This window comes from Actinacidiphila oryziradicis (assembly GCF_005047355.1).
Taxonomy (GTDB): Bacteria; Actinomycetota; Actinomycetes; order Streptomycetales; family Streptomycetaceae; genus Actinacidiphila; species Actinacidiphila oryziradicis.
Genome location: NZ_SUMC01000111.1, coordinates 1 through 23,545, shown reverse-complemented (window position 1 = coordinate 23,545; position 23,545 = coordinate 1). Strand labels below are relative to the sequence as shown.

At 67.2% G+C, this 23,545-nt stretch carries 26 protein-coding genes and 4 pseudogenes; 13 read left to right on the top strand and 17 right to left on the bottom strand.

The window, feature by feature from the left end; genetic code table 11:
* Positions 1-221, top strand: a 221-nt coding sequence (locus FCI23_RS46425; RefSeq protein ID WP_211265775.1) for an SRPBCC domain-containing protein, incomplete at its 5' end; no start/stop codon positions are given.
* 723 nt (positions 222-944) lie between these two features.
* On the opposite strand, the gene FCI23_RS46420 is transcribed toward FCI23_RS46425, so the two are convergent.
* Positions 945-1,160 (bottom strand): hypothetical protein, encoded by a 216-nt coding sequence (locus tag FCI23_RS46420; RefSeq protein ID WP_136730055.1) that lies wholly within the window; start codon positions 1,158-1,160, stop codon positions 945-947.
* 820 nt (positions 1,161-1,980) lie between these two features.
* Between FCI23_RS46420 and FCI23_RS46415 the strand changes: the two genes are divergently transcribed.
* Together FCI23_RS46415 and FCI23_RS46410 are read left to right on the top strand one after the other, a co-directional pair.
* The gene (locus FCI23_RS46415; RefSeq protein WP_136730054.1) at positions 1,981-3,246 is read left to right on the top strand and encodes an alkaline phosphatase family protein; all 1,266 of its coding nucleotides are present in this window, start codon (positions 1,981-1,983) and stop codon (positions 3,244-3,246) included.
* On the top strand, positions 3,243-4,373 hold the full coding sequence (locus FCI23_RS46410; protein ID WP_136730053.1) for an alkaline phosphatase family protein: 1,131 nt from the start codon (positions 3,243-3,245) through the stop codon (positions 4,371-4,373). Before FCI23_RS46415 ends, FCI23_RS46410 begins: the two co-directional genes overlap by 4 nt.
* A 229-nt stretch (positions 4,374-4,602) precedes the next feature.
* On the opposite strand, the gene FCI23_RS46405 is transcribed toward FCI23_RS46410, so the two are convergent.
* A complete protein-coding gene (locus FCI23_RS46405) occupies positions 4,603-5,340 on the bottom strand; it encodes an SDR family oxidoreductase (RefSeq protein WP_136730052.1) in 738 nt (245 codons plus the stop codon).
* Between the two features lie 93 nt (positions 5,341-5,433).
* Between FCI23_RS46405 and FCI23_RS46400 the strand changes: the two genes are divergently transcribed.
* Complete coding sequence (locus tag FCI23_RS46400; RefSeq protein ID WP_136730051.1) at positions 5,434-6,297, top strand: LysR family transcriptional regulator; 864 nt, start codon at positions 5,434-5,436, stop codon at positions 6,295-6,297.
* Between the two features lie 419 nt (positions 6,298-6,716).
* On the opposite strand, the pseudogene FCI23_RS61360 reads toward FCI23_RS46400, so the two are convergent.
* Together FCI23_RS61360 and FCI23_RS46390 are read right to left on the bottom strand one after the other, a co-directional pair.
* Positions 6,717-6,821, bottom strand: a pseudogene (locus FCI23_RS61360) (IS6 family transposase); the annotation flags it as partial.
* 135 nt (positions 6,822-6,956) lie between these two features.
* A complete protein-coding gene (locus FCI23_RS46390) occupies positions 6,957-7,391 on the bottom strand; it encodes a GlcG/HbpS family heme-binding protein (RefSeq protein WP_136730050.1) in 435 nt (144 codons plus the stop codon).
* 577 nt (positions 7,392-7,968) lie between these two features.
* Here FCI23_RS46390 and FCI23_RS46385 point away from each other — a divergent pair.
* Positions 7,969-8,559 carry a DUF6461 domain-containing protein gene (locus tag FCI23_RS46385; protein WP_246144706.1) on the top strand — a complete coding sequence of 197 codons (591 nt, stop codon included), beginning with the start codon at positions 7,969-7,971 and terminating at the stop codon, positions 8,557-8,559.
* Positions 8,560-8,613: 54 nt separating this feature from the next.
* Here FCI23_RS46385 and FCI23_RS46380 read toward each other — a convergent pair whose 3' ends face one another.
* Positions 8,614-9,162 carry a carbonic anhydrase gene (locus FCI23_RS46380; RefSeq protein WP_246144705.1) on the bottom strand — a complete coding sequence of 183 codons (549 nt, stop codon included), beginning with the start codon at positions 9,160-9,162 and terminating at the stop codon, positions 8,614-8,616.
* 915 nt (positions 9,163-10,077) lie between these two features.
* Here FCI23_RS46380 and FCI23_RS46370 point away from each other — a divergent pair.
* Positions 10,078-10,569 (top strand): nucleotidyltransferase domain-containing protein, encoded by a 492-nt coding sequence (locus tag FCI23_RS46370; RefSeq protein WP_211265773.1) that lies wholly within the window; start codon positions 10,078-10,080, stop codon positions 10,567-10,569.
* Between the two features lie 42 nt (positions 10,570-10,611).
* Here FCI23_RS46370 and FCI23_RS46365 read toward each other — a convergent pair whose 3' ends face one another.
* The 3 genes and pseudogenes from FCI23_RS46365 to FCI23_RS46355 form a co-directional block, all read right to left on the bottom strand.
* Complete coding sequence (locus FCI23_RS46365) at positions 10,612-10,932, bottom strand: hypothetical protein (RefSeq protein WP_211265772.1); 321 nt, start codon at positions 10,930-10,932, stop codon at positions 10,612-10,614.
* Positions 10,933-11,121: 189 nt separating this feature from the next.
* Positions 11,122-11,307: pseudogene (locus FCI23_RS46360) on the bottom strand (VapC toxin family PIN domain ribonuclease); the annotation flags it as partial.
* Positions 11,297-11,566, bottom strand: a complete 270-nt coding sequence (locus FCI23_RS46355) for a type II toxin-antitoxin system Phd/YefM family antitoxin (protein WP_211265771.1) — start codon at positions 11,564-11,566, stop codon at positions 11,297-11,299. The gene FCI23_RS46355 and the pseudogene FCI23_RS46360, both read right to left, overlap by 11 nt.
* A gap of 92 nt (positions 11,567-11,658) precedes the next feature.
* On the opposite strand from FCI23_RS46355, the pseudogene FCI23_RS64305 reads away from it, so the two are divergent.
* A pseudogene (locus FCI23_RS64305) lies at positions 11,659-11,841 on the top strand (hypothetical protein); the annotation flags it as partial.
* Positions 11,842-11,940: 99 nt separating this feature from the next.
* On the opposite strand, the gene FCI23_RS46350 reads toward FCI23_RS64305, so the two are convergent.
* Complete coding sequence (locus tag FCI23_RS46350; RefSeq protein ID WP_136730044.1) at positions 11,941-13,983, bottom strand: transglycosylase domain-containing protein; 2,043 nt, start codon at positions 13,981-13,983, stop codon at positions 11,941-11,943.
* Between the two features lie 123 nt (positions 13,984-14,106).
* Here FCI23_RS46350 and FCI23_RS46345 point away from each other — a divergent pair, with 123 nt between their 5' ends.
* From FCI23_RS46345 to FCI23_RS46330, 4 genes are all read left to right on the top strand, one after another.
* Positions 14,107-14,718, top strand: a complete 612-nt coding sequence (locus FCI23_RS46345) for an integrase core domain-containing protein (RefSeq protein ID WP_322974013.1) — start codon at positions 14,107-14,109, stop codon at positions 14,716-14,718.
* Positions 14,715-14,924: a hypothetical protein gene (locus FCI23_RS46340; protein WP_136730043.1), complete on the top strand. Its 210-nt coding sequence runs from the start codon at positions 14,715-14,717 to the stop codon at positions 14,922-14,924. The genes FCI23_RS46345 and FCI23_RS46340 overlap by 4 nt, the downstream gene beginning before the upstream one ends.
* 71 nt (positions 14,925-14,995) lie before the next feature.
* Positions 14,996-15,277 carry a type II toxin-antitoxin system Phd/YefM family antitoxin gene (locus FCI23_RS46335; RefSeq protein ID WP_136730042.1) on the top strand — a complete coding sequence of 94 codons (282 nt, stop codon included), beginning with the start codon at positions 14,996-14,998 and terminating at the stop codon, positions 15,275-15,277.
* Positions 15,274-15,528, top strand: coding sequence for a Txe/YoeB family addiction module toxin (locus tag FCI23_RS46330; protein ID WP_136730041.1), 255 nt, complete (start codon positions 15,274-15,276; stop codon positions 15,526-15,528). The genes FCI23_RS46335 and FCI23_RS46330 overlap by 4 nt, the downstream gene beginning before the upstream one ends.
* Positions 15,529-16,270: 742 nt before the next feature.
* On the opposite strand, the gene FCI23_RS46320 is transcribed toward FCI23_RS46330, so the two are convergent.
* From FCI23_RS46320 to FCI23_RS46290, 6 genes are all read right to left on the bottom strand, one after another.
* A complete protein-coding gene (locus FCI23_RS46320) occupies positions 16,271-16,489 on the bottom strand; it encodes a hypothetical protein (RefSeq protein WP_211265770.1) in 219 nt (72 codons plus the stop codon).
* A gap of 516 nt (positions 16,490-17,005) precedes the next feature.
* Positions 17,006-17,875, bottom strand: a complete 870-nt coding sequence (locus tag FCI23_RS46310) for a class II glutamine amidotransferase (protein ID WP_136730039.1) — start codon at positions 17,873-17,875, stop codon at positions 17,006-17,008.
* Between the two features lie 312 nt (positions 17,876-18,187).
* Complete coding sequence (locus FCI23_RS46305) at positions 18,188-18,676, bottom strand: VOC family protein (RefSeq protein WP_136730038.1); 489 nt, start codon at positions 18,674-18,676, stop codon at positions 18,188-18,190.
* On the bottom strand, positions 18,648-18,794 hold the full coding sequence (locus FCI23_RS64300) for a BBE domain-containing protein (protein ID WP_136730056.1): 147 nt from the start codon (positions 18,792-18,794) through the stop codon (positions 18,648-18,650). Before FCI23_RS64300 ends, FCI23_RS46305 begins: the two co-directional genes overlap by 29 nt.
* 25 nt (positions 18,795-18,819) lie before the next feature.
* On the bottom strand, positions 18,820-21,378 hold the full coding sequence (locus tag FCI23_RS64295) for an FAD-dependent monooxygenase (protein ID WP_136730037.1): 2,559 nt from the start codon (positions 21,376-21,378) through the stop codon (positions 18,820-18,822).
* Between the two features lie 66 nt (positions 21,379-21,444).
* Positions 21,445-21,879: a VOC family protein gene (locus tag FCI23_RS46290; RefSeq protein WP_169317282.1), complete on the bottom strand. Its 435-nt coding sequence runs from the start codon at positions 21,877-21,879 to the stop codon at positions 21,445-21,447.
* A gap of 93 nt (positions 21,880-21,972) precedes the next feature.
* Between FCI23_RS46290 and FCI23_RS46285 the strand changes: the two genes are divergently transcribed.
* Complete coding sequence (locus tag FCI23_RS46285; RefSeq protein ID WP_136730035.1) at positions 21,973-22,584, top strand: TetR/AcrR family transcriptional regulator; 612 nt, start codon at positions 21,973-21,975, stop codon at positions 22,582-22,584.
* A gap of 3 nt (positions 22,585-22,587) precedes the next feature.
* Here the strand turns inward: FCI23_RS46285 and FCI23_RS64290 are convergent, their stop codons facing one another.
* Positions 22,588-22,710 (bottom strand): hypothetical protein, encoded by a 123-nt coding sequence (locus FCI23_RS64290; RefSeq protein ID WP_407646134.1) that lies wholly within the window; start codon positions 22,708-22,710, stop codon positions 22,588-22,590.
* A 50-nt stretch (positions 22,711-22,760) separates the two neighbouring features.
* Here FCI23_RS64290 and FCI23_RS57450 point away from each other — a divergent pair, with 50 nt between their 5' ends.
* Positions 22,761-23,036: an integrase core domain-containing protein gene (locus FCI23_RS57450; RefSeq protein ID WP_169317281.1), complete on the top strand. Its 276-nt coding sequence runs from the start codon at positions 22,761-22,763 to the stop codon at positions 23,034-23,036.
* 183 nt (positions 23,037-23,219) lie between these two features.
* On the opposite strand, the pseudogene FCI23_RS46275 reads toward FCI23_RS57450, so the two are convergent.
* Positions 23,220-23,545, bottom strand: a pseudogene (locus FCI23_RS46275) (slipin family protein); the annotation flags it as partial.

The following is a 23,545-nucleotide window of genomic DNA, read 5'->3' as shown; positions in this document are numbered from 1 at the left end:
ATCCCGCATTTCGCGGCACGATGACGATGACGACCACGCTCACCGATGCAGGCGGCGGCACTGATGTCCTCGTTGTGCACGAAGGGATTCCTGACAGTGTGCCCGCCGCCGACAATGAGACGGGCACGCGCATGGCACTGGCAAACCTCGCTCAGGTCGTTGAGGCGAACAAGCATGGGCGATCAGGTGAGCGGGGGCGGGGCAGCTCCGTAGGTAACTGAGGGGACGCGACTACTCGTCCCGGTTCTCTATGAAGAGTGCAGGCCAGTTCGGAACAGGTCAGCGTTCTGCTCCTCCTCGGCCAGCCGGTCGCCGACGAAGGCGATGAGGTGATCGGTGTCGGCGTCCCGCGCCGGCCCCCAGTGGAGTCAGAACTCACTTACACGCTTTTCGGCGCGCCAAGTGGAGTCAGAACTCCCTACCACTGGCCTCAAACACTCACTGACAGAGAGGGCGGCCCCTGTCCGTTGCCACACAATCGAGCCGTTTGACAGCGAATCGAGCCGATCCGCGGATCCTTGCCATCGAAATCGGCCCGGACCCGTTGCCGAATTCTCGGGGGGCACTGTTGAGCGGGGCCGCGCGGGGAGTGCAGTCGACTGACGCAACCATCCCTGTCACCCCACCCGGCCAACTTCCCGCAGCAGCCCGTGCAACCCCTGGAAGACTCCCAGGGGTGGAGAGAGCTATTGATTACCGCTGCGGACCGCGCTGGTAGGTGGCTTCGCTCTTGCGGGCGCTCGCGCCCAGGCCAGGGTGGTCAGGCATAACAGTGCACGACTGCAATACAGGCGCCGGGTGCCCACATGGCAGCTACGGCCGACAGCATCCGGGGACCCCGGAACGAGGAGTTTCGGGGTCCCCGGGCAACCCCATCGGGATTCAGGTGTTCCCGTAGGTTGAGTAATGCTCCTGGCTATGACGCCTCGCAGCAAATGCCGCCGTCAGAGACTGGCGCCCGCGCCACCGGCGACCTGCGGAAGGGGCAGCGCGGTGGGGAGGGCCCCAAGAACCTCTCCGAGGCCGTCGACAGAGACACCACCGGAAACGCCGCCGAGGGGGGAGATGGCGCCGCCGGAAATGCTGAGACCGCCGGAAACGTTGTCCAGGTCGGCGTCGGAAATCTCGCTGGTCTCGACCTGAGGCGTGAAGCTACGCATGAATTGCGCTTCCCTTCATGGCTTTGGATTTCTGAATGGCGCCGGCCAGCTTCAGCGGTAAACCGATCCGGCCGGTTCAACGGTCGCCTGATGCCCGAAAAAACCGGGGTAACTTCCGTCTGGGGCAAGATGCAACCACCTCAGCAGGCCGCCCGTCCACCCGACTTGTCGTATGAGTCACCCAACACCCCGCTACCGCCACGTACTTGCGCGCAATCGCCCACCGGACCGTGACGACTCCTTCACACGCTTTTTAACGGAGAATTGTCATGAGTAAGTCCTGCGACTGATCACTATCGGACATACCTGCACTTAATGACGCCGGTGAAGCGGGATCCCGTCAGGTTGCCGCGCGCCTTATGTGTGCACAATGTGCAGGATTTGCCGACACGGGTCGCACTCGCCACGGTGAGCTGCGGTTATGTCGCGGGGGAGCGCAGGGACAGGGACAGTTGCCGACCGGGATGCCGGCCTGCTCACCGCGATGGTTGCCCGGTCCTTTGCCGTGGACCATTGCGGTTCGGCCCTCGAGGGAACCACCCTTTTAGGAGGCCGAGGAAGCCAAGCACACTCTCTCTGCACACCTCCTCGTCGACGGCTCCGGGAGCGGGTAGCGCGCAGAACGTGACTCCGCGTCCCAGCTGCGAGGAGTTGGTGACGCCGCCCCAGGATCTCCCCGCTCACGCCCCTGGTTCGCACCGGGCCTGGGAAGCGTGGGGCCAGTCCAGCCCGTTCTCGGGCACAGCGGCTGCTCATCGCGTTAACCGAAGTGTCATATTCCGTTCTACTCGCGCGTACGTTCGTCGCGTAGAAGGGTCGAATGAGTACATCTCGCCGCAAGTTCCTCGCCGGAGCCGCGACGGCCGCGATCGGTACGACCCTGGCCTCGCCCGCCGCTCTCGGTGCGACCCGCACCGACAGCCCTCTGCCGGCGCCCGAAAACTCCGGGATCGACCACATCGTCGTGGTGATGATGGAGAACCGGTCGTTCGACCACTACCTGGGCTGGCTGCCAGGGGCGGACGGCAAGCAGGCCGGGCTGCGCTACACCGACCGGTCCGGTCTGTCGCACAGCACGTACCACCTGCGGACCACCCAGGGCTGCGGCTACAACGACCCCGACCACTCCTTCGAGGGCGGCCGCGTCGAATACAACAGCGGCGCCTGCGACGGATGGCTGCGGGCGGGCCAGAACGACGTGTTCTCGATCGGCTATTACCTCCCTGAGGACCTCGCGTTCTACGGCAACGCCGCACCCTACTGGACCGTCTGCGACCGCTACTTCTCGGCGATCATGGCCGAGACCTACCCGAACCGCTTCTACCAGCACGCCGCGCAGACGGACCGAATCCACAACTCCACGACCACCTCGACCCTGCCGACCATCTGGGACCGGCTGGCCGGGGCGGGACTCAGCGGCCGTTACTACTACTACGACACGCCGTTCACCGCGCTATGGGGCACCAAGTACCTGCCGATCAGCCACCCGTACGGCGACTTCCTCACCGACTGCGCAGCCGGCACCCTTCCACAGGTCTCCTTTGTGGACCCCAAGTTCCTCGACGAGGGCACCGGGACATCGGCGGACGACCACCCGCATGCCGACATCCGCGCGGGCCAGACCTTCCTCAACCAGGTCTACCGCGCCGTCACCTCCAGCCCGGCCTGGGGCCGCACCCTCCTGGTGATCAACTACGACGAGTGGGGCGGCTTCTACGACCACGTCGCACCCGCGGTGGCACCGGACGCCAACCCCGACTGGGGGCTGCGCGGCTTCCGCGTGCCCTGCCTGGTCATCTCACCGCGAGCCCGCCGAGGATATGTCGCGCATGACGTCTACGACCACACCTCGGTGCTCAAGGCCATCGAATGGCGATGGAACCTCGCCCCGCTGACCCCTCGTGACGCCAACGCCCGCAATCTCGCCGAGGTCCTCGACTTCAGCAACCCGCCCAGCCTGGCGGCACCGCAGTGGAACGTCCCGTCAGTCGTCGGCGCACCCTGCGGGCTCAGTACCCCCGGCGACTACGAGGAATGGCACGCCCTTCACGAGCTTGCCGCGTCCAACGGCTGGAGCCTGACATGAGCCGGCGAACCCACCGCTCCCGCGCGGCTCGGCTGCGTCGCTTCTCGCTCTTCGCCAGCCTCGCGCTGGCCGCCGCACTCCTCACCGGCAACGTCGCGAGCGTGCAGGCCACAACCTCCGCCACGCCACCCGTCGGGCACGTTTTCGTGATCAACCTCGAGAACAAGGGCTACGACCAGACCTGGGGCCCCGCCTCCGCCGCGCCGTACCTCAGCCAGACCCTGCGGGCGCAGGGAGTACTGCTGTCCCAGTACTACGGCATCGGGCACAACAGCCTGGACAACTACATCGCGCAGATCTCCGGCCAGGGACCCAACGCCGAGACCCAGTCCGACTGCCAGACCTACAACGAATTCGTCCAGACCGGAACCGCGCCGCAGGGACAGGCGGTCGGCCAGGGCTGCGTGTATCCATCATCCGTGCCGACGCTGGCCGGCCAGCTGACCGCCGCCGGGCGCAGCTGGAAGGGGTACATGGAGGACATGGGTACCCCCTGCCGGCACCCTCAGCTCGGCACCCAGGACACCACACAGACGGCGAAGGTCGGCGACCAGTACGCGGCTCGGCACGACCCCTTCGTCTACTTCCACGCGATCACCGACTCGCCGGTGTGCCAGAGCAATGTGGTGGACCTGAGCGGTCTCCCCGCCGACCTGCGGCGCGCCTCGACCACGCCCAACCTCTCCTACATCACACCGAACCTGTGCCACGACGGGCACGACTCACCCTGCGTCGACGGGCAGCCGGGCGGGCTGGCCTCCGCGGACGCCTGGCTGCGCCAGTGGGTGCCGCAGATCACCTCCTCGCCCGCCTTCCAGAAGGACGGCATGCTGGTGGTCACCTTCGACGAGTCGGGCAGCCCGCAGCAGGACTCCAGCGCATGCTGCGGAGAGGGCCCCGGGCCGGACAGCCCGCTCCCCGGGATCGCCGGCCTCGGCGGCGGCCGGGTCGGCGCCCTGGTGGTGTCCCCACGCTTCGTCACGCCCAACACGTGGAACTCCACCGCGTACAACCACTACTCGCTGCTGGCCAGCATTGAGGATCTCTTCGGCCTCTCGCACCTCGGCTATGCCGGAGCCCCGGGCCTCCCGAGGTTCGGCACCGACGTCTACAACCGGGGCGTGTGACGTGCTCTCGTTCTCCAGCGGTAGTTGGCCCCTCAGCGGAGGCGATCGCCGAGGTCACGAGCCTGCTCGCGCCCGGCGACAGCCGACGCTGACCACACGACCGGGTGGTCAGCGTGCGGCGGACGGCCTGTCGGGCTGGGAGCGGTAGTACCCCACGCCACTGGCCTCGGTATCCGCGGTCGCGTCGGGCCACGCCAGGGCTTACAGCATGATCACGACAGGTTCGGGGTCACCAGGGGATGACGCCGTCGTCCTCGAAGAACGAACCGGTCGGGCCGCCGTCGGGCAGTGTGGCGAGCCGGATCGCTGTGGCTGCACCCTGCTCAGGGGTGCGGGGTCCATGGAAGCCGGTGAAGTCGGTCGCGACCAGGCCCGGGCAGGCGGCGTTGATCAGGATGTTCGTACCGGCGAACTGCCGGGCGTACTGCACGGTGACGGCGTTGAGGAACGACTTCGACGGCGAGTAGGCCGCCATGATGGGGCCGATCTCGATGTCCGGGTCCGCCTGCCGGGTCAGGGAGGCGACGGCACTGGAGACGTTGACGATGCGTGGCGACGTCGAGCGCTGCAGCAGCGGCAGCATCGCGTTGGTCACCCGGATGACACCGATGACGTTGGTCTCCACGACCGTGCGGACCACGTCGAGGTCGAGCGTGGTCGGGTCCTGCACCCACCCCGGCCCCGTCTCTCCTGAGATGCCGGCGTTGTTGACCAGGACGTCCAGGCGCCCGGCCTGCCGTTCGACCAGTTCCGCGGCATCGGTGACGCTCTGGTCGCCGGTCACGTCCAGCGGCACCCCGAACGCGTCCACTCCGGCGGCGCGCAGCTTCTCGACGGCGGTCTCGAGCCGGGCCTCGTCGCGGGCTCCCACGGCCACGCGGTAGCCGAGGGCGCCCAGCCCGTTCGCGATTTCGTACCCGATTCCCTTGTTCGCGCCGGTCACCAGCGCGATTTTCGTTTCGCTCATGCCGTTGATGTTCGCTCGCGGACGAGCGGTGCAGCCAACACCGATACGGTGCTCTGTCATACCCGGTAGGTATCACCGAGGTATGCTGTGGCCATGGACACCTTGGAGACCCGCGAGTTGAGGTATTTCATGGCCGTCGCCGAGGAACTGCACTTCGGCCGCGCCGCCGAGCGACTCGGCATGGCCCAACCACCGCTGTCCCGGGCGATCCAGCAGCTCGAGCGGCGCCTCGGCGTCTGTCTGCTGGAACGTAACCGCCGCGGCGTCTCCCTGACCGGTGCCGGAGAGGTGCTGCTGCACGAGGGCCGGGCAGCCCTCGACGCGACCGCCGCCGCCGCTCGCCGCACCCGTCGCGCCGGTGGCGCTGATAGTCCGGGTGGCCCCCGCAATCGCCTGGTCCTGGCGTTGAAGGCCGCCGGGTCTCACGAACTGCTGCAGAAGCTTCTCGACGCCTACGCGGCCGAGCCCGATGCCGCGGAGATCGAGGTGCTGCCGTGCGGCATGTGTGAGCAGGCAGAGCTGCTGCGCGATGGCCGCGCTGATGTGGCGCTCATGCACGCGCCGTTCAACTCCCTCGCCGGGTTCGACAGCGAGGAACTGCTGACCGAGGGGCAGATCGCCATCCTGCCCGCCGGGCACCCCCTCGCCGCGCGTAAGACTTTGTCCCTGGCCGACGTCAGCGACGTCCCCGATCTTCCGCTCGCCCGCTGGCCCCGCCACGGCACGTACCCACCCGGCCCGGGCCCCGAGATCCACGACCAGACGCAGCTGGCCCAGCTGATCGCCCTCGGACGCACCGTGGCCGTCTTCCCCGACTCCGCCCGCGCCTGGCTATGGGCCGAGCACACCGCCGTCCCCTTGACCGACGCACCCCCCGTCGTTACCCACATCGCCTGGCCCGCGCACAGCCGCTCCCTCGCCCTCGCCGGGCTGATCCGCACGGCCGCACAGCTATGACCCTCTCTTGCCTTTCATGCTGGAACGCGCCTCTGGTCCTCTTCCGCGAAGTCCTCTAAGTCACTGAGACGGCTCACGATCTCCGGAAACCCCCGCAGGCGTTCCAGCTCCTCGTCGGCGAACACCTGCGTAGCCAACAACGACCTGCAACGAGCCCACAGATCCCCAGCTCAGAAGCCTGATCAGCCATATCCGCCCGATTTTCGGCGAGTACTACGGAGACCCCAAGTCGCACGGCGAACACTCAGCGAAGTGCAAGCAGCCAGTGCCTTGTCCCTTCGCTGAAGTCGGCGAGGGACGTCGCGCCCGAAGGTCCGGAAACACCGCACCGCCCGCCGAGGCGTTGTCACGTTGTTGGGTGCGTGGGTGCCTGACGACGTGTCGGGGCGTGGTGGTGCCGGGTTCCGGGCCGGTGCTCTTGCTGTGGTGGGCCGGCCGACAGCGCCGGTGACCTGGTCCCAGATGGCGAAGCGGATGGTCATTTCAGCTCGGTGTTCGGGTGCGGTCATCTGGTGGCGGCGGGGATTCGATCAGCCTCACCAGCACGTTCACCGTTAGCCGCCGGTCGGTTTCGGCAGGTCGGCCGAATCGGGCGACAGAGTCGCACAGGCGCGAGGACGAGCCCCGCGCCGGTCCGGTCGAGGGGTTGGTCGGAGCAGTCACTCCGCGCCTGTCTGGCCCACCAGGGCGGCGGCGGCGATGCCCGCGAGCGCGGCGGCCTCGTCGTTGAGCGACGCGTCCCCCGTGACGCCGACGGCGCCGAGCAGACCGCCGTCCGAGTCCCGGACGAAGACGCCGCCGGGCACCGAGAGGATCTTCCCGCCCGCGAGCGTGGCGACCGAGGTGAAGAACTCCGGGGAGTCGGCCGCGCGGGCCGCGATGGCGCGGTTGGTCATGCCGAGGGCGAGGACGCCCGAGGCCTTGGCGACGGCGAGGTCGGGGCGGAGGAAGCCCGACCCGTCCTGCCGCCCGAGGGCTACGAGCGCCCCGCCCAGGTCGAGCACCGCGACCGTCAACGGCTTGAAACCTTGCTCGATGCCGTGCGCGAGGGCGGCGGTGACGATGGTCTGGGCCTGCTCAAGGGTGATGGTCACGGACACAGATCCTAGTAGACGAGCGGCGAGACCCGCTCGGTGCCGTTCGGGGGCGCGTCGTACTCCGCGACGATCCGCAGCTTGTACTCCTCGGATTGGCATCGCCCGTCGCCACCCGCACCGGTTTACGAATCTCCGCTCTTTGCGGGTTCTTGTCATGGTGGCTATGCCGAACTCGGCGTCACCAACGCGCCCGCCGGTATCGCACCCCCGGGCCACACTGGCCAGCACCCGCACCTGTTCGACGGTGAGCGGGGTGATGAGCTTGCGGGGGAGCGGCGGGACGGGTTGTCAGGAGATCGTTGTCCCAGTGATCGGTGGGGCCGATAGGTGTTGGAGCGGCGTACTCGTCAACGACGGGACATCTCGTCCCCGCCTCATGGACCGCTGCCGGACCGCGACGCAGGCCGCCCTGCGTCCCGGTCTGCCCCTCGTCGTAGCCGGTCAGGGACGGTGCCGGGCTGGTTCCAACCGGGCACCGGCGGTGCGGGGCCACGGGAAAGACATCCGATGCAGTTGATCTGTCAGGCGACGACGGTTTGCTGCGGTGTCAGTGGGGTGTGACAGCATCCGTCGAATGACGAGTGCACACGCAGGACGCGGCCTGGAGATGTTTCGGGTAGGCGACTTCCCCATCTACACGTTGACCTTCGTACGGGGACTGAGCCCTGTCGAGCTGCTCACCCGCATGGGGGTTGACCAGGGGACCCTCGCACTCCGCGACGGCATGGATCTGTCGGACGACTTCGGCGACGACCTTCTCGACGATGAGGAACCGGTCGTCACCACGGGCATCGACGGCTCATGGACCTGGGCGTGGGAACAGGGTGGTGTGCACGGGCTCGAGGAGCAGATCCTGAGCGCCGTGTCCGTCGGCACTGAGGCCGTTGCCCTGCACTACAACGAGAAGCCGATGTACTGGTTCAAGTACGCGGTCGACGGCGACGTCATCGTCGACTTTCACACGCTCCAGGAGATTGAGCCGACCGGGCAGGACCCGACACGACTCGATGAGTACATGCGGCCGTTGGGGCTCGTCCCTGGCGAGCGGCTCCCTCTCTATGGCGTCCTGTCGCTTGTTGAGAACGCTTTCGGTATCCGGCTGACGCACCCGGGGGAGGTGGACGACCCGCGTATGAGCGGCCGGTTGAGCCCTTTGCCGGAGTGACTCCCCATGTGACTGGACCGTCCCAGTTCGGTGGAGGGGCTGTCAAGCAGCAGTTCAGGAGGGCGCGCCGGTGAGGACTTCCACCTTGCCGGTATCGAGCGAGTAGTAGGCGCCGACCACGGCAAGGGCGCCCTTGCCCACGAGGGGGGCGAGGTCCTGGTTTGAGCGCAGGTCGGTCGCGGTCAACGTGACCTGGGCGCGGGCCATGGTCTCGACCGGGTCGGCGCCGCCTTCCCTCACTGCCTGCTGGTACGCCGGCCGCAGAGCCTTGACGATCGCCTGTAGGTTGCCGGGCAGCGGTTTGCCGTCACGAAAGGACTTGTACGCCGCCTCGACGGCGCCGCAGCGCTGATGCCCGAGGACCACGATGAGCGGGGTGCCACTGGTCATGGGCCCGTACTCGACAGAACCGGTAACTACCGGGCCGACCGCTTCCCCGCCCGTGCGCATCACGTAAAGGTCACCCAGCCCCGTGTCGAAGAGAAGTTCGGGCGGCACTCGCGAGTCGATGCACGAGAGGATCGCCCCGAAAGGCTCCTGTGCCTGGGCCACGAGCTGACGCCGGTTCGGATCCCGGTCGGGGTGTTGAAGATCTCCGCTCACCCAGCGCTTGTTGCCTTCCATCAGTCTCGCGAATGCAGCGGCGGGCGTGGTCGGATGCGTTTTCGGCGAAGGGCTGGTCGCCGAGGTGGCGGCCTTGGTCGATGAGCATCCCGCAAGCGCGACCGTGGCGCTCGCAAGTCCGCAGGCAAGCAGAGCTCTACGGTCCAGAGGTGCTGCTCTGTCCATCGTTCGTTCTCCCTCGGTGCCGCTCCGACACGGCCGTGCGTCTTGACCACGGCAATTGTTCATCGTGGCGTGGGTGAACTGACACCAGGCGCAAGCGGGCGCGGGTGACTTTGCCACCGACGGCCCATAGGAACGGGCTCGGGTGGCGGCTTGAGCCTCTGATGACGAGGCCCGCCCTGCCCGACTGGAGTGCCGATGGGCCGGGTACTGTCCGTTGTCGTGAACATCGAGCGAGGCCCGGACCGGGTGTCTCCCGAAGTGCTGAGCATCCGCTGTCCGAAGTCGTGAACAGAAACACCTGGACTGACGGCGCCTCCCAATGAGTGGTGTGCATCGTGAAAAGTGCAGGTCGGGCGGGCTGGTGTGCGCGGGTTTCGGGGTGCTCGGGCTGGTCGGCGGCGGGTGTCCACGGTGAAGATCGTCTGACCGGTCGGCCGGGACGGTTCTCTGGTTCTGCTGCGCCTGCTTCAGCGGGCCGCCTACGATCCGTCACCGGGGATCTTGGGGCGCATGCGGCCTTGGCCATCTGGGCCAGGACATGCACGTCGCGTTCCCCGTCGATGAGCGCGGCCAGCATCGCCCGTCCGGAGTGGCGCGCCTGCGCCCACCCGGTACCGCCACCGGCCCGCCCGGCGATCACGACCCGAGAATTCTGACGGCGGGTTGGGTGGTGTTGAGGGTTGGAGCCGGGGTCGCCGGGGCCGGGACACCACTAACGTGCTCCTGGTGATGACGGCTGAAGACGTACTGTCCATCCTCGCGGTGCTACGGAAGGCCGACGTCGACACCTGGATCGGAGGCGGCTGGGGCATCGACGCCCTCGTCGGTGAGCAAACCCGCCAGCACCGCGATCTGGACCTGATGCACCGGGAGAACCAGGAATCGGCTGCCGTCGCGGCCCTCGCCGACGCAGGATTCGTCGAGACCCTCGACGGGCGCCCCGTGCGGTTCGTCGTCACGGACCCGGCCGGCCGAGAAATCGACCTGCATCCGCTGGCCTTCGCCGCAGACGGCTCCGCCGTGCAGGCCTCGCCCGACCCGCAGCGACCATTCGTCTATCCCGCCTCGTGCTTCGTCACCGGCACGATTCGGGAAGCCACAGTTCCGTGCCTCTCGGCCCAGCAGCAGGTCTACTTCCATCAGGGCTACGAACCGGCCGACGACGACCGTCACGACATGGCCCGACTCCGACAGGTATTCGGGATCGCCACCCACTTCTGACCGGCCCTTGGGGGCGTCGATAAATTGATGGACCGTGTCACGTCAGCCTGTCGTTGATGTTGCGTGCATGACATAGGCGGCGAGTTCGCTGGGGTCGACGAGTCGGATGGGCAGTGGTTCCGCGTGGTGGCCGTGTTGCTGGAGCAGGGGCCGGACCTGCTTGATCAGGGTGCGCATCTGGTTCTCGCCGATGCGGAAGAGGTGGGCGGTCAGTGAGCAGGGCAGCCCGCGCTGATCGAGAACGGCGGCCCAGATCATGCTTTCCACGGCGAGTTTGCGGTGACGGGGGCGCTGGCCGGTGGGCACTTGATCGATCAACGTGCGTACGTCTGTGGTGAGTTGATCGAGTGCGTGTCGGGTCATCCCGGTCAGTACGGGGTGGGTTGCCATGGCGGTGTCGAAGGTGTGGGCGTGGCGACGACTCCAAATTTGAGAGCGTCAGAGGGCGATATGTGAGCCTTTGCCCGGTTTGCCGTTGAGTGTGGATGAGGCGCAATGATCAGTGGTTCGGGGCGTGGCCGGTACCGGGTGCCGGGCGATGGGACTCAGCGGGCGGGAGGCGGCTCGGACGATGGCCTCCTGCTCCTCGTTGCGGCGTACCTCATGGGGACCTGCGGAGAGTTCCGCCAGGGTGATGGCGCTGATTGCCACCTCGGCGGGGAGTTCTTCGGGGGCCACCCACTTGCGGAGGATCATGATGTTCGTGTCGAGCAGCCCTTGCTCGTACTCAACGGCCATACGGGTCATCCAGCCCTTGCTCGGCGGTGATGTCCTGATCAGCCCGGAAGGCGTCCAGCGAGAGGTCAGGGGCCGTGCGGGACATGACGGCGAACTCGCTGCGCGGGACGAAGTGCCGGCGTCGGCGCAGCGGGATCAGCTCGCCGATGCGGTGGCCGTCCCGGGTGACGGTGAATGCCTGTCCACCTTGGACAGCGTCCATGATTTCTTTGGACCTGGTACGCAGGTCGCGTTGGGTGATCTCGGGCTGCGCGGTCATGCTGTCCACGATAGCCAATGGTGCTATTAGGTGCTACTGGGTAGCACCTAAGTGCTTGGTGGCTATGGCGGTGCGACTGATGAGATGCGTCCACCAACTGGCCCGGGCCGACGAAGAACTGGGACCTGATGGTCGACCGGGATGTCTCGGCCGGCCGCGGGTCGGCCTGTAGTCCGAGCCAGCCGGCCGCGCCGATCGAGTTCAACGACAATCCCGCTGAGACCAACGAGAACTTGACCTCGACGGTGACGAAGTTCGCGGACGGGGACGCGTCGCTTCCTCCCCCCAGCCATGACGGGCTTCGCCTTCTGACCAGGGAGCCCGCGCGGTTCCGCGCGGGCTCGGATGGCACGGCCTGGCGTCTGCCTCGCGGATCAGGGCAGGTTCACCGTGGTGAGACTGCTTGCCGGAGCGCCGGCTAGTGCGCCTTCGATGGCACTGCGCCAGATCGGTCCGGCCAGGGTGCCGCCGAAGGCTTGGCCGATGACGGTGCCGCCGATGCTCTGGCCGTCCAGGTCCTGGGGGCTGACCGAATCGCTGACGACGGTCGCACCGGAGAGTTCGGGGGTGTAGCCGACGAACCAGACCTGCTTGCTCGCGTCCGTGGTACCGGTCTTGCCGGCGCTGTCACGGTCGGTGAGGCCGGCGGGCTTGCCGGTGCCGTCCTGGACGACACCTTTGAGAATGGTGGAGATCATGTCGGCGGTGTTCGGAGACATGACCTGCGTGCAGCCGGCCTGCGGGACGGGCAGGTTCTTGTGGTCCGGTGTGGTCACCGAGGTGATGGCGGTCGGGGCGCAGTAGGTGCCGTGGTTGGCGAACGTGGCGTAGACGTTCGCCATCTCCAGCGGGGTGAGGTCGTTGCTGCCCAGTGTCATGGACGGGACCACGCTGAGCTTCTCGCCGCCGGCCTGTGAGGTGATGCCGAGTTTGTTGGCCATGGTCGCCACATTGCACAGGCCCGTGTCAGCCTCCAGTTGGGCGAAGTAGGTGTTGACCGACTGGGCCATGGCGGCCGGCATCGCGAACGGGCCGACCAGCGATTTGCTGTCGTTGTGCACCGTGCCGCTCTGCGGATATCGGCCGCCCGCGCAGTCCGTCATGGCGGGCCACGGCATGGTGTAGGGGGCCGGGTAGGTCTGCGAAGGCTGGATCCCGTTCTCGATAGCCGCTGCGGCTACGATCGGCTTGAAGGTGGATCCGGTCGGAAAGCCCAGGCCACCGCCCATCGCGGTGCCGACGTTCAGATTGATCTCGGTCTGGTGGGTGCCGACGCCGTACGGACGGCTCTGCCCCATGGCGATGATGTTGCCGGTGCCAGGCTGCACCAGCGTCATAGCGGTCGCGGCCTTGTCCGAGGCGTACACGTGTGAGGTGACCGACTGCTGCAGTGCGCTCTGCGCCTTCGGGTCCAGCGTGGTGTGGATCTGTAGGCCGCCTCGGCTCCACAGCGCCTGCCGGACGGCCGCGGTCTTGCCGAAGGCCGGATCGCTGAGGATGGTCTTCTCTACGTAGTCGCAGAAGAAGCCCTCGCCCGTCTTCGCGGTGATGCAGCCCTGCCGCGGCTTGCTGACCTTGAGTTTGATCGGTGTGGCGATCGCCTTCTTCGCCTGGGCCTGGGTGATGGTGTGGTATTGGGCCATCTTGCTCAGCACCGTGTCACGGCGCTGCTGGGCGAGGTTCTTGTCCACGATCGGGTCGTAGTAGGACGGCGACTGGACCAGGCCGGCCAGCAGTGCGGCCTGCGGCAGGGTGAGGTCCTTGGCGTGGACACTGAAGTAGCGCTCGGCCGCCGCCTCTATCCCGTACGCCTGCTCACCGAAGAAGGTGATGTTCAGGTAGTTGGTGAGTATCTGGTCCTTGCTGAGCGTCTGCTCCAGCTTGATGGCGTAGCGCAGTTCCTGGATCTTGCGTCCGAGGGTCTGCTGCTGTGCGGCGAGCACCGCCTGCTGGTCGCTGCCGGCTTGTTCCACGAAGACGTTCTTCACGTACTGCTGGGTCAGCGTGGACGCGCCTTGGGAGACTCCGCCTGTGGCTGCGTTCGTGTTGAGCGCCCGCAGCACGGCCTTCGGGTCGATCGCTCCGTGCTGGTAGTAGCGGTTGTCCTCGATGTCCACGAGGGCTTTGCGCATGATCGGGGCTATCTGGCTCTCGGGGACGACGGTCCGGTCGCGGTCGTACACGGTGGCTATCAGGCCGCCGTTGGCGTCGTATATCGAGGAGGCCTGGGACAGCGGTGGCGCCGTGAGATCCGCCGGGAGACTGTTGAAATCCTGCACCGCGGATTTGGCGGCCAGGCCCAGCGCTCCCACTGAGGGCAGTGCCAGTCCGGCGACGAGGCCACCTGCCAGGATGCTCAGGACCAGGAGACCAGCGGCGAGTCCGGTCTTCCGCACGGGGGAGCGCTTTTGTGCCATGGGCCCCACTCTAGGTAGCCCAGATCTGAAGACCTTGTGACACCTACTGGGTCCTTCATCACACGACCACTGGCGGGGGCCGTGTAGGTGCCAGAAACCTCATCCGCGCTGGTCAGTGGACATGTGGGCGCTGTCGTGAGGCCCGGCCAGTCGAGCGTGACGGTGGAGGTCTCGCACGCCGTCCTCGCCGCCGACTTCTTCGAGACGAAGACACTGACCGGGGCGACCTTGACCGTCCTGGCGGTGATCGAGCACGCCACCCCTCGCGTGCGGGTCCTCGGGAGGACCGCGTACCCGACCGCAGCCTGGATGACCAAGCTCGCCCGAAACATGGTGATGGACCTTCCGGATACGGGCGCCAGGGTGAAGTTCTTGATCCGCGACCGGGACATCCGCTACCCGGCCGCCTTCGACGCCGTCCTGCAGGCCGAGGGCATCAAGGTCGTCCAGACCGGCGTCCGGATGCCGAGCATGAACGCAATCATGGAGCGATGGGTGCGCTCATGCCGAACCGAGCTCCTCGACCGCACCCTCGTGTGGAACCAAGCCCGCCTGCTCCACGCGCTACGCGAGTACGAGTCGTTCTACAACGAGCACAGGCCCCACCGCAGCCTCGCCAGCGCCGCGCCGCCCACTTCCCGAGCCGATCACCGAACCCGACCGACTCACCCATCTCCACGTCCACCGACGCGACCGCCTTGGCGCCTCCTGCACGAATACCAACGTGCAGCGTGACCAGCACGGACGTGGTTCTTGGCACCTATAACGACGAGGACGGCCCCGAGCACGCCTATAACGACGAGGACGGCCCCGAGCACGCCTTGTATGTCACCCGTGACCACAGCTGGCACGGGGTGCTGTGGTCCTCGGCCCTCGTTACCGAGGACCGCCCGGACAAGATCCCGTGCTGGGTTGGTGCTGGGTTTCCCGATCCGCCATAAGTTACTCGCCCTGTCTTGCGGTCTGGAAAGTGGTACGTTATTGCGTACCGCTCACTGAATGGAGTCAGGCTATGTCCATCACTGCGAGTGAGGCCCGCAAGGCTCTCTTTCCGCTGATCAAGCAGGTCAACGACGATCATGAAGCCATCGAGATCGTCTCCAAGCACGGGAATGCTGTGCTCGTCTCCTCCGAGGACTACGCCGCCTTGCGTGAGGGCTCCTACCTTCTGCGCTCGCCGGTGAACGCGCGCCGGCTGCTCAAGGCCTACGAGAATGCCCTGGCCGACATCAACGTCTCGGAGCGTGAGCTGATCGATCCTGACTCGGCGGACGCCGGGACGGGCGCCGCGTGAGGCTCGTTTTCGAGGATCAGGGCTGGGAGGACTACACGTCCTGGCTCAAGATCGATCGTAAGATGCTCGCCCGGATCAACAGGCTGATCGACGACACCAAGCGTGATCCCTTCTCGGGGATCGGCAAGCCCGAGCCTCTGAAGTACCACTTGCCCGGAGCTTGGTCGCGGCGGATCGATGACGAGCACCGCCTCGTCTACGTGGTCACCGACAAAGAGATCATCATCCTCGCCGCTCGCTACCACTACTGATCGCTGGGAATTCGAGTACGGCGAGAGTGCGCTGGGTTGTCTTTGTCCGGTGGCGTCGATGCCCGATGTAGAACGACTCGAAGTCGCGTAGGGCGTGGAGCAGGTGGCGCTTCGATGCCGCCCCGCCCGTTGCCGGCTGTGGGGCTCGGAAGTCGTCGCGGCACGTCAAGGCCAGGCCGAAGTTGTCGTGGCCTGTGACTTCATGCGGCCGAATCCTTGTGGGGCGGGACCCAGGCCGGCAGCGCGCCGGCCCCGGCGCACGGTGGCCGCGCTGACCTTGTGTCCGAGGCATCGGAGTTCGCTGTGCACGCGTCTGAGGTCCCATCGCGGGTTCACGGCGTAACCGCTTGACCTGCTCGATGGCCGCCGAGACCCAGAGCATCCGCGCGGCATCGCAGGCCGCCCCGTGGGTTGGCGAGCTGCGCGTTCTCGGAGACGCGCAGGTCATCGGGTCCCTCAAGAACAAACGCACTCTCGCGAACTCCTGCTGGGCCACTCTGTTTCCGCCTGCGGAAAAGCAGGCTTTTCCGCAGGCGGAAACACGTGTGCTGGTCTGGCCGAGGCCACGATTCCGTCCCGGGCCTCGGCCCTCCTCTGAGCCATTCTTCTGAGGAGTAAGGACGTGGAGGATGCCAGGTATCTTGCGGTCCGCACCGCGACGGTTGCTGTCCGTTGCCGCGGACTCCGACGCCGTGGTCGCCTCCGCGCCGCCGGTACCCCTCCGGGAGGTGTTCCGGCGTGGTCAGCGCCCGCGTCCGCCGCCGTAACCGCCGCGTCCGCCGCCGTAACCGCCGCGTCCGCCGCCGTAGCCGCCGCGTCCGCCGCCGTAGCCGCCGCGTCCGCCGCCGTAGCCGCCGCGTCCGCCGCCGCCGCGTCCGCCGCCGCCGCGTCCGCCGCCGCCGTGTCCGCCGCCGCCACCGCCACCGCCACGAGTAGGCACCACGATGCTGAAGATACCCATGATCTTCTCCCTTCTAGAGACCAATTAATCAAGATACGTAGCAAAGCGTGAAATGGATGGTTATACCTGGAAAAAACTTACGCAGGCCGACCGGAGAAGCACGTACGCCGGGGGCGCATGTGTGCCGATCCGGGCCGCGATCACGGACGCATCACGTATGCCCCGCCTCATCGCCGCCGGGCCCGGACTGTGAATGGGGCAATCCTGCCGGGACGCTGGCGGGGCGACGCCGCCTGAAACGTGTTCCTCGAAACCGAGACGTCAGGCAGCACCCAGAGCCTTCCGTGCCGTGCGGCACGAGCTGGGACGCGGTGGGCGGCGCGCGCTGGGACGCGATGCCTTCGCCCCGCTCCAGCGGGGCCTGCAGGTCCTGGACGCCGTCGCCGCGGCCGGATCTACCTCACCGCCCCGGTGGTCGGCGCGCTTGCTGCTGTCGCTGCCGCCTACATCCTGCGCGGACCCGGCGGCGGGCCCAGCGGATCCCATTGCTGCGCTCTGCTGTGGGCGGCAGTGTCGTTAGGGCGCGGTTTGGGAAGCGGCGGCCCGGGGTTCTAGGTCGCCGGTGGTCAGGGGATGTTCCGGCGGATCCGGTAGGACGATTCTGCTGCTGGTGTCCAGGTCTGCTGCGACGTGGAGGAGTTCGCCAGACTGCAGGGGCCGCCAGTTGGGGTTGTCGTCCATGCGTTCGCTGGCAACGATGACCGCCGGCGTGTCGGCCAGGGGTGGGGAGCGTACACGGAGGTGCCCGGCGGTTCCGGCGTGGTCCAGCCGGCGTGTGCCGTGGGGCCCGCCGGCGGGGCGTTCCAGCACGTACAGGCCGTGCGTGTCGGGGTAGCGCAGTGCCCACAGCTCATTCGGCTTGGTGAGGATGAGGTTGAGGGCGTAGACCTGCAAGTTTTTGGCGATCCAGACTGCAGCCTGCTCGATACCGGCACCTACGTCACCGCCGTTTGCCTCAATCCGCTGGGTGATCAGCGCGAAGAAGCGTTCGGAGTCGGTATCACCCTTCACCAGCGACTGGGCGCCGCCCAGCTCGGCATCCAGCCGGTCCAGGCCCTCGATGACCCCGTTGTGGGCGAACAGCCGCCCATGTTGGAGGAAGGGGTGGGTGTTGCGCTCCTGCGGGCTGCCGGTGGAGGCGAAACGGACATGGGCGAGGAAGGTTGACGACTCCGCCTCCCGCGCTTCTTCAGCGAAGCAGCGGTCCTCGTAGGCGGCGATGGGCGCCTTGTGGACCTCGGGGACGCCGTGGGCATTGAAGTAGCCCAGGCCCGTGCCGTCGGGATCGCGGCGGCTTTGCTCGCTGAGGCTGTCGGGGGCCTCGAGCAGCCAGAACGTGGCGCGGACCCTGTGCGGGGCGCTGCTCATGCCGAATAGGCGGCACATATGTCGGTCTCCTCCTCGCGAACAGACGTCCGTGACTGGCCTGTGGTCCCGCTATCCGGCTCGCGTCGTCGGATACCCCGGGCAGAACCGGACACACCGGCGACAGGCCCCTTGTCATCACCGAGCACCTGCCCCTTCAGCAGCCCAAAGTGCGGCAAGCACGCACGCCGGCGGCTGAGGTCGCCGCCGGCGCGCTGCCTGAGTACGGCACCGCCACCCCGTTCCCGGCCGAGGCCTCGGGCCCGATCGACTCAGGCATCGTCGGCAAATGCGCCGACGACGCGAGCGGCCTGCTCCTGCTCGTGGCAACCGTCACGGCCTCGTCTCAGGACGAGTGGCGCTACCGCGTTGCAGCCAGGGCGAATCGAGGTCCGCATTGTCCGCGTCCCAGCCATGCGTCTCGCGGGTGTGGAGCCGGATTGCGAGGCCGTCAGGATCATGCAGCGCCAGGAGCCAACCGAGCAGACCGCGCAGGACGGGAGAGTGCGGCACTTGCGCCGCGTCGAGTCGCGCGGCCCAGTTCTTCAGATCCGTCTCGGTGGCGACTGCCAGAGTGACGGGGTCGAAGCCGGACACGGCTGCCGCGGCCTCGGGGGCGAGTCGGAGCTCGATCGGTATGTCGATGCCTGGCACGTGCAGGATGTAGGCGAACAGTCGGCCGTCTGGGGTGAAGTGGTCCCACTTCGGTTGCCGTTCTGCGCCAAGTGCCCGCTCCCACCACTTCAGGCTGACCGCGAGGTCGCTGACAGGGAACTTGAGGTGGTGGATGCCGTCAAGACGGGCTTTGCCGCTGTCGCTCATGGAGTTCTGCCTTCTGCCGGGTCACAGGGAGGACCGGCACGTGGCCGGTGAACACACCGTGGGGGTCGTACCGGCGTTTGATCTCGCGCAGTCGTGCTCCCTTGCCGGCGCCGTAGATGTCGTCTCGATGCGTCTAGATGCATCTAGAGATCCGTGAAGAGGCGGTGGCCGGAGAGGTAGGTCAGCTCGGTCAGTGTCGTTGCCGGGGCTTCACGGGCCATTGCCTCCCGGATCGGACCGGCGTCGACCTGCTGGGAGAAGCCGGGCAAGAAGTCGTCGTGGTGCGAGAGGATCACCTGGCGCGGCCCGAGGAGCCGGGCCTGGTGTGCCACGAAATCCGCCAGCGTGCCCTGAACCGGCTCGCCGTCGACGTTCGCCCGTCCGCCCGCGGCCAGGATTGCCACATCCGGTGAGAGGCCGCGCAGGACACCGGACCAGCTCCCGGAGGTGTCCTGGTAGAGCAGGCTCCCCTCGGGCGTCTCGATCAGATACACAAGTGAGCCGCCGTCACCCTGAGCGCCCTGGGCGGTGGCCCGTAGGTGACTCCCCACCTCCGTGCCGAGAGTGTGGATCCACTCGAAAACCTCCCCGAACCGCGCCTGCTGCTCGTCCAGGAAGAGACCGAGGTCCCCCACGCAGACCTCGTCGGCCGCCGGCGCTCCTTTCTGGGCCCATACACAGGAGTGCAGACTGGGGAACACCCGCACGCTCACGCCTTCGCCCAGACGGATCCGCTCACCGCCGGCAACGGGGATCAACTGCTCCTGGGGCACGCCCTGGGCCAGGAGCACCCGCACCGTCTCGTACGAGCCGACGACCTTGGCGCCGGTGCGCAGCGCGATCCAGTCGGCGCCCCAGAGATGGTCCCAGTGGGAGTGCCCGATCAAGATCCAGTCGGCGCGGTCGACGTCGTCGGTCGTCATACCGACCTGGGGAGCGGAGGTCACCCGGTCCATGTAGGCGTCGAGAAAGACGACCGTGTTGCCGACGCTCAGCCGGAATGTGGCACAGCCGAGCCAGTCGAGGGTGGTTTCCGAGGTGCGCACGGGGGTCCCCGGTGTGAGGGCGGCAACGGGCTTCTTGCCCAGTACCGCGTCGAGGGTTTTTTCGAGAACGGCGTCCGGGTCAGTGACCGCCGCCGGGGCCCGGAAGGCGACGTGTCCGTCCGGGCGTACGAGGACCGCTCCGTCGGCGGCAATGCCGTACGCCCGGGCGAAGCCGTGGTCCTCATCTTCGAGTTCCGCGCCCGGGGCGATTTGTACGGCTCGCAGCGGCAAGGCTCGGCGGTCGCTGACTCGGCGGGCCGCAGCGCGCCAGCTGGCGCCGCCTTCGGTGGTGAGCAGGACGAACGCGTCCTTGAAAAGGTCGAGGGTCGACAGCCGGGTGCCGGTGCGGGCGGTCAGCCAGCGGTGCGGGGCACGGGAGCCGGGGCGGGCGTCGGGTACGTACTCGGTGACCTCGTTGGCGAGGGTGGGCCGGGACGTGCCGTCGGGTACGAGGGCGCCGTGGGTGTAATGGACACCCATATCGAGGCCGTTCCAGTTACCGTACTCCCGCGAGGACTGCACGCGCTCGGCTGAGGGCCTGGACCGGATCTCGGTGACATGCTGCATGTTCTGCTTGGCGAAGTCGCAAATACGCAGGGCTACTTCGCGGCGCTCGGTGCTGTATGTGTCGAGCAGTTCCTCGGAGGCCGAGCCGCGGACGACGGCGGCGATTCGCCAGGCAAGGGCATGCGCGTCCTGGATGCCGGTGTTCATACCCATGCCGCCGAAGGGCGGGATCTGGTGGGCGGAGTCACCAGCGAGCAGGACCCTTCCGCTGCGCAGCTGGGAGGCCACCGTGGCGGCGACGAACCAGGGACGGAAGTTGAGCAGGTCGATCCCCACGTCTTCGCCCGGGGCGCCGATCATGTTCTGGATGAGGGTGATCACGCGCTCGGTGGTGAAGTCATCCGGTGATTCGGTCTCGGCGTCGAACAGCACCCCGCAGCTCCAGTCGTGTTCGCCGTCCAGGGGCTGGAAGACGCCTTCCAGGCCGGGTTCGAGCGTCCAGATCAGGGCGCCCTTGCGGTGATCGGTAAAGCGCGACAAGTCGGCGTGGAAGTGGCTGTTGAGGTACCAGCGGCTCGTTCGCACGCCGTCGAGCTGCACACCCACGGCCTGTCGTACGGTGCTGTTCGCTCCGTCAGCCGCGATCAGCCAGTCGGCCCGCACCTGGTACTGCCGGCCGTCATGGGTGCTGATGTCCGCGGTGACGCCCTCACCGTCGTCCTCCACATGCGTCACCTCGTGGCCGAAGCGCACCTCAGCCTGCGGTTGCGCCGTTGCGGCCTCGTGCAGCAGCGCGTCGATCTCGATTTGCGAGGAAGAGAGGAACGGAGCGGGGCTGTACGCTGCGGTGGCCTTGCGCGACATCGACTCCGAGGGCATGGTTCCGATCTCGTCGCCGGCGAGGGTGGTGCAGTAGACGATGTCCTCGGTCCATTCCGCCGGCAGGCTGATGCCCTCCATGCGGTCCACCAGGCCGAGCGAACGCCAGATCTCTCCGGTTCGGCAGTTCATCCCACGGGCGCGCGGCAATTGGGTGGTACTGGGCCTTTTCTCCACCACTACGTTCGAGATGCCCAGCTCTGACAGCAGCATCGACGCGGTCAGTCCCACCGGTCCACCGCCGCAGATCAGGACAGTTGCATGGTGCATGATTCTTCTCCTCCGAGAGGGCTCGTCTATTCGTTGGCATGCCGCCGGACGCCCAGGGATCGGCTGTCAGTCCTGAGCGGGGGCGGCGAACTCGGGACCGAATCCCCCGGGCGGAAGGGTGTAGAGCCGCACGAGAGCACCCTCGGGGGTCTGAAGGACGAGTGTGTCGCCGATGACTCCGCCCGCAACGGGGGTGTGGGTGACGCCGAGAGCGGTCAGGTGCGCCGTCCACCGGTCGAGTTCGCGGCGGTCGGGCACCCCGAGAGTGACAGGGTCATAACCGGGCAGAGCGCTGCTCGCTGCCGGAAGCAGTAGCAGTTGAAGCGGCACACCCAAGCCGGGCACCTCCAGAACCACCGCGTAGCGGGTCCCGGCATCGTCGATATGGTCGAGCCTGGGTACTCGCCGGGCATCGAAGACAGCCGCCCACCAGGCAGTAGCCGCGTCAAGGTCTGCCACGGGGAGCTTGAGATGGTGCAGGCCGGACAAGGTCGGAGACACAACGGCACTCCAAACGGAAACGATCGTTTCCTTCAGGACATTACACCGGGGTCACACTTCATGACAACGTTCGTTTCTGTTTAAGATGGACCTGTGCCGAAACTGAGTGACCAGCTCCGCGCCGAGCGACGGCTGCACATCCTGACCAGCGCCTGGGGCTGCTTCTCCCGTAATGGCTTTCACGCCACGTCGATGGACGACATCATCACCGCGACGGGAATGTCGTCCAGCGCCGTCTACCGCTACTTCCGCAGCAAGGACGAGTTGATTGACGCAGCAGCCGATGAGGCGCTCGCCGCAATCAGCGCACTCCTGGACAAGCTGCTCGCCGCGGATCCTGTTGCCTCCCCGGCCGGGACACTGACCGCGCTAGTGGATGAGGTGCACGCTCGCGAGGCGCACGCCGACTACGACCTCACCCGCATCGTCATCCAGGCGTGGGGCGAGGCGCTGCGCAGGCCGCCCATGGAGGAACGCACCCGGGCCTTCTATCTCGGGGTGCGCCGCCAGCTGACCGAGCTGGCCGCTCGGTGGCGCGATGCCGGATTCATCTCCCCCGATGCCCGCCCCGAGGACATGGCCAATGTGGTGATGACGCTCATGCCTGGCCTGCTGGTCAATCACCACCTCGTGCAAGAGGTGCCGGTGGACCACCTGGTCGCCGGGCTGGCCGCGTTCGGCGGCGGGCGACCCGGGCAGCGGTAGCCGCTACCCCGGCGGGGAGTCCCACTGGACGCCCCGGTCCCGGTCTTCTTCGAACACCAGCCAGGTACGGGTGGACCGCACGCCGGGGATGTCCTGGATGCGCTCCAGGACGACATGTCGCAGCACGGCGTCCGCACCAGCGTCCGGACGTCGTAGTCGCCGCCGACCAGGGCGAAATGATCGATGTAGGGGATCTCCCGCAGTCGGGCGGAGACCGTAGCGGCCGCGAGCTCCTCGACCGGACGCTCATCCTCAACGAACGGCACCTGCGCCGGACTCTCACCAGATACCTGGAGCACTACAACGGACACCGGCCCCACCGAGCTTTGAGCCAGCTCTGCCCATCGCAAGCCGAGGCCGGACCACCGCGCCCCATCAACCTCGCCGAGCACCACGTCCACCGCACAGCGCTCCTCGGCGGACTCATCAACGAGTACCAGATCGCCAGTTGACACCACCAAGAACCCGCAGATCAGCGGCCTGATCCTATATTTGAGCCCCACAGGCCGGTTTGAGCGCGAGTCGAAGGCGCTCACCAGCTAGGTGAACGCCTTCGCGGCGGGCGCGCTCCGGCGCTGGGAGAGCCTCCCTTACCAGCCCCGAGCCTACGGCCGGTCTTTGGCGGAGCGTACTGGTTACACGGTCTCGGTCGGCACGGGGCCTGGGATCGCCTTGGGGGTATCGGCGGACGGTGCTGTGGGCGCGGCCGCTGCCGTTTCCCGGGCGAGGAAGGAGCCGAGTTCGCCGATGGTGCTCATCAGGGGGGCGGGGAAGACCACGGTGGTGTTCTTGTCCACGCCGATCTCCACCAGGCTCTGCAAATTGCGGAGCTGGAGTGCCACCGGGTGCTCCATCATGATGTCCGAGGCTTCGCCGAGCGCCGCGGCGGCGAGCGACTCCCCCTCAGCGCTGATGATCTTGGCGCGCTTCTCACGTTCGGCCTCGGCCTGGCGGGCCATCG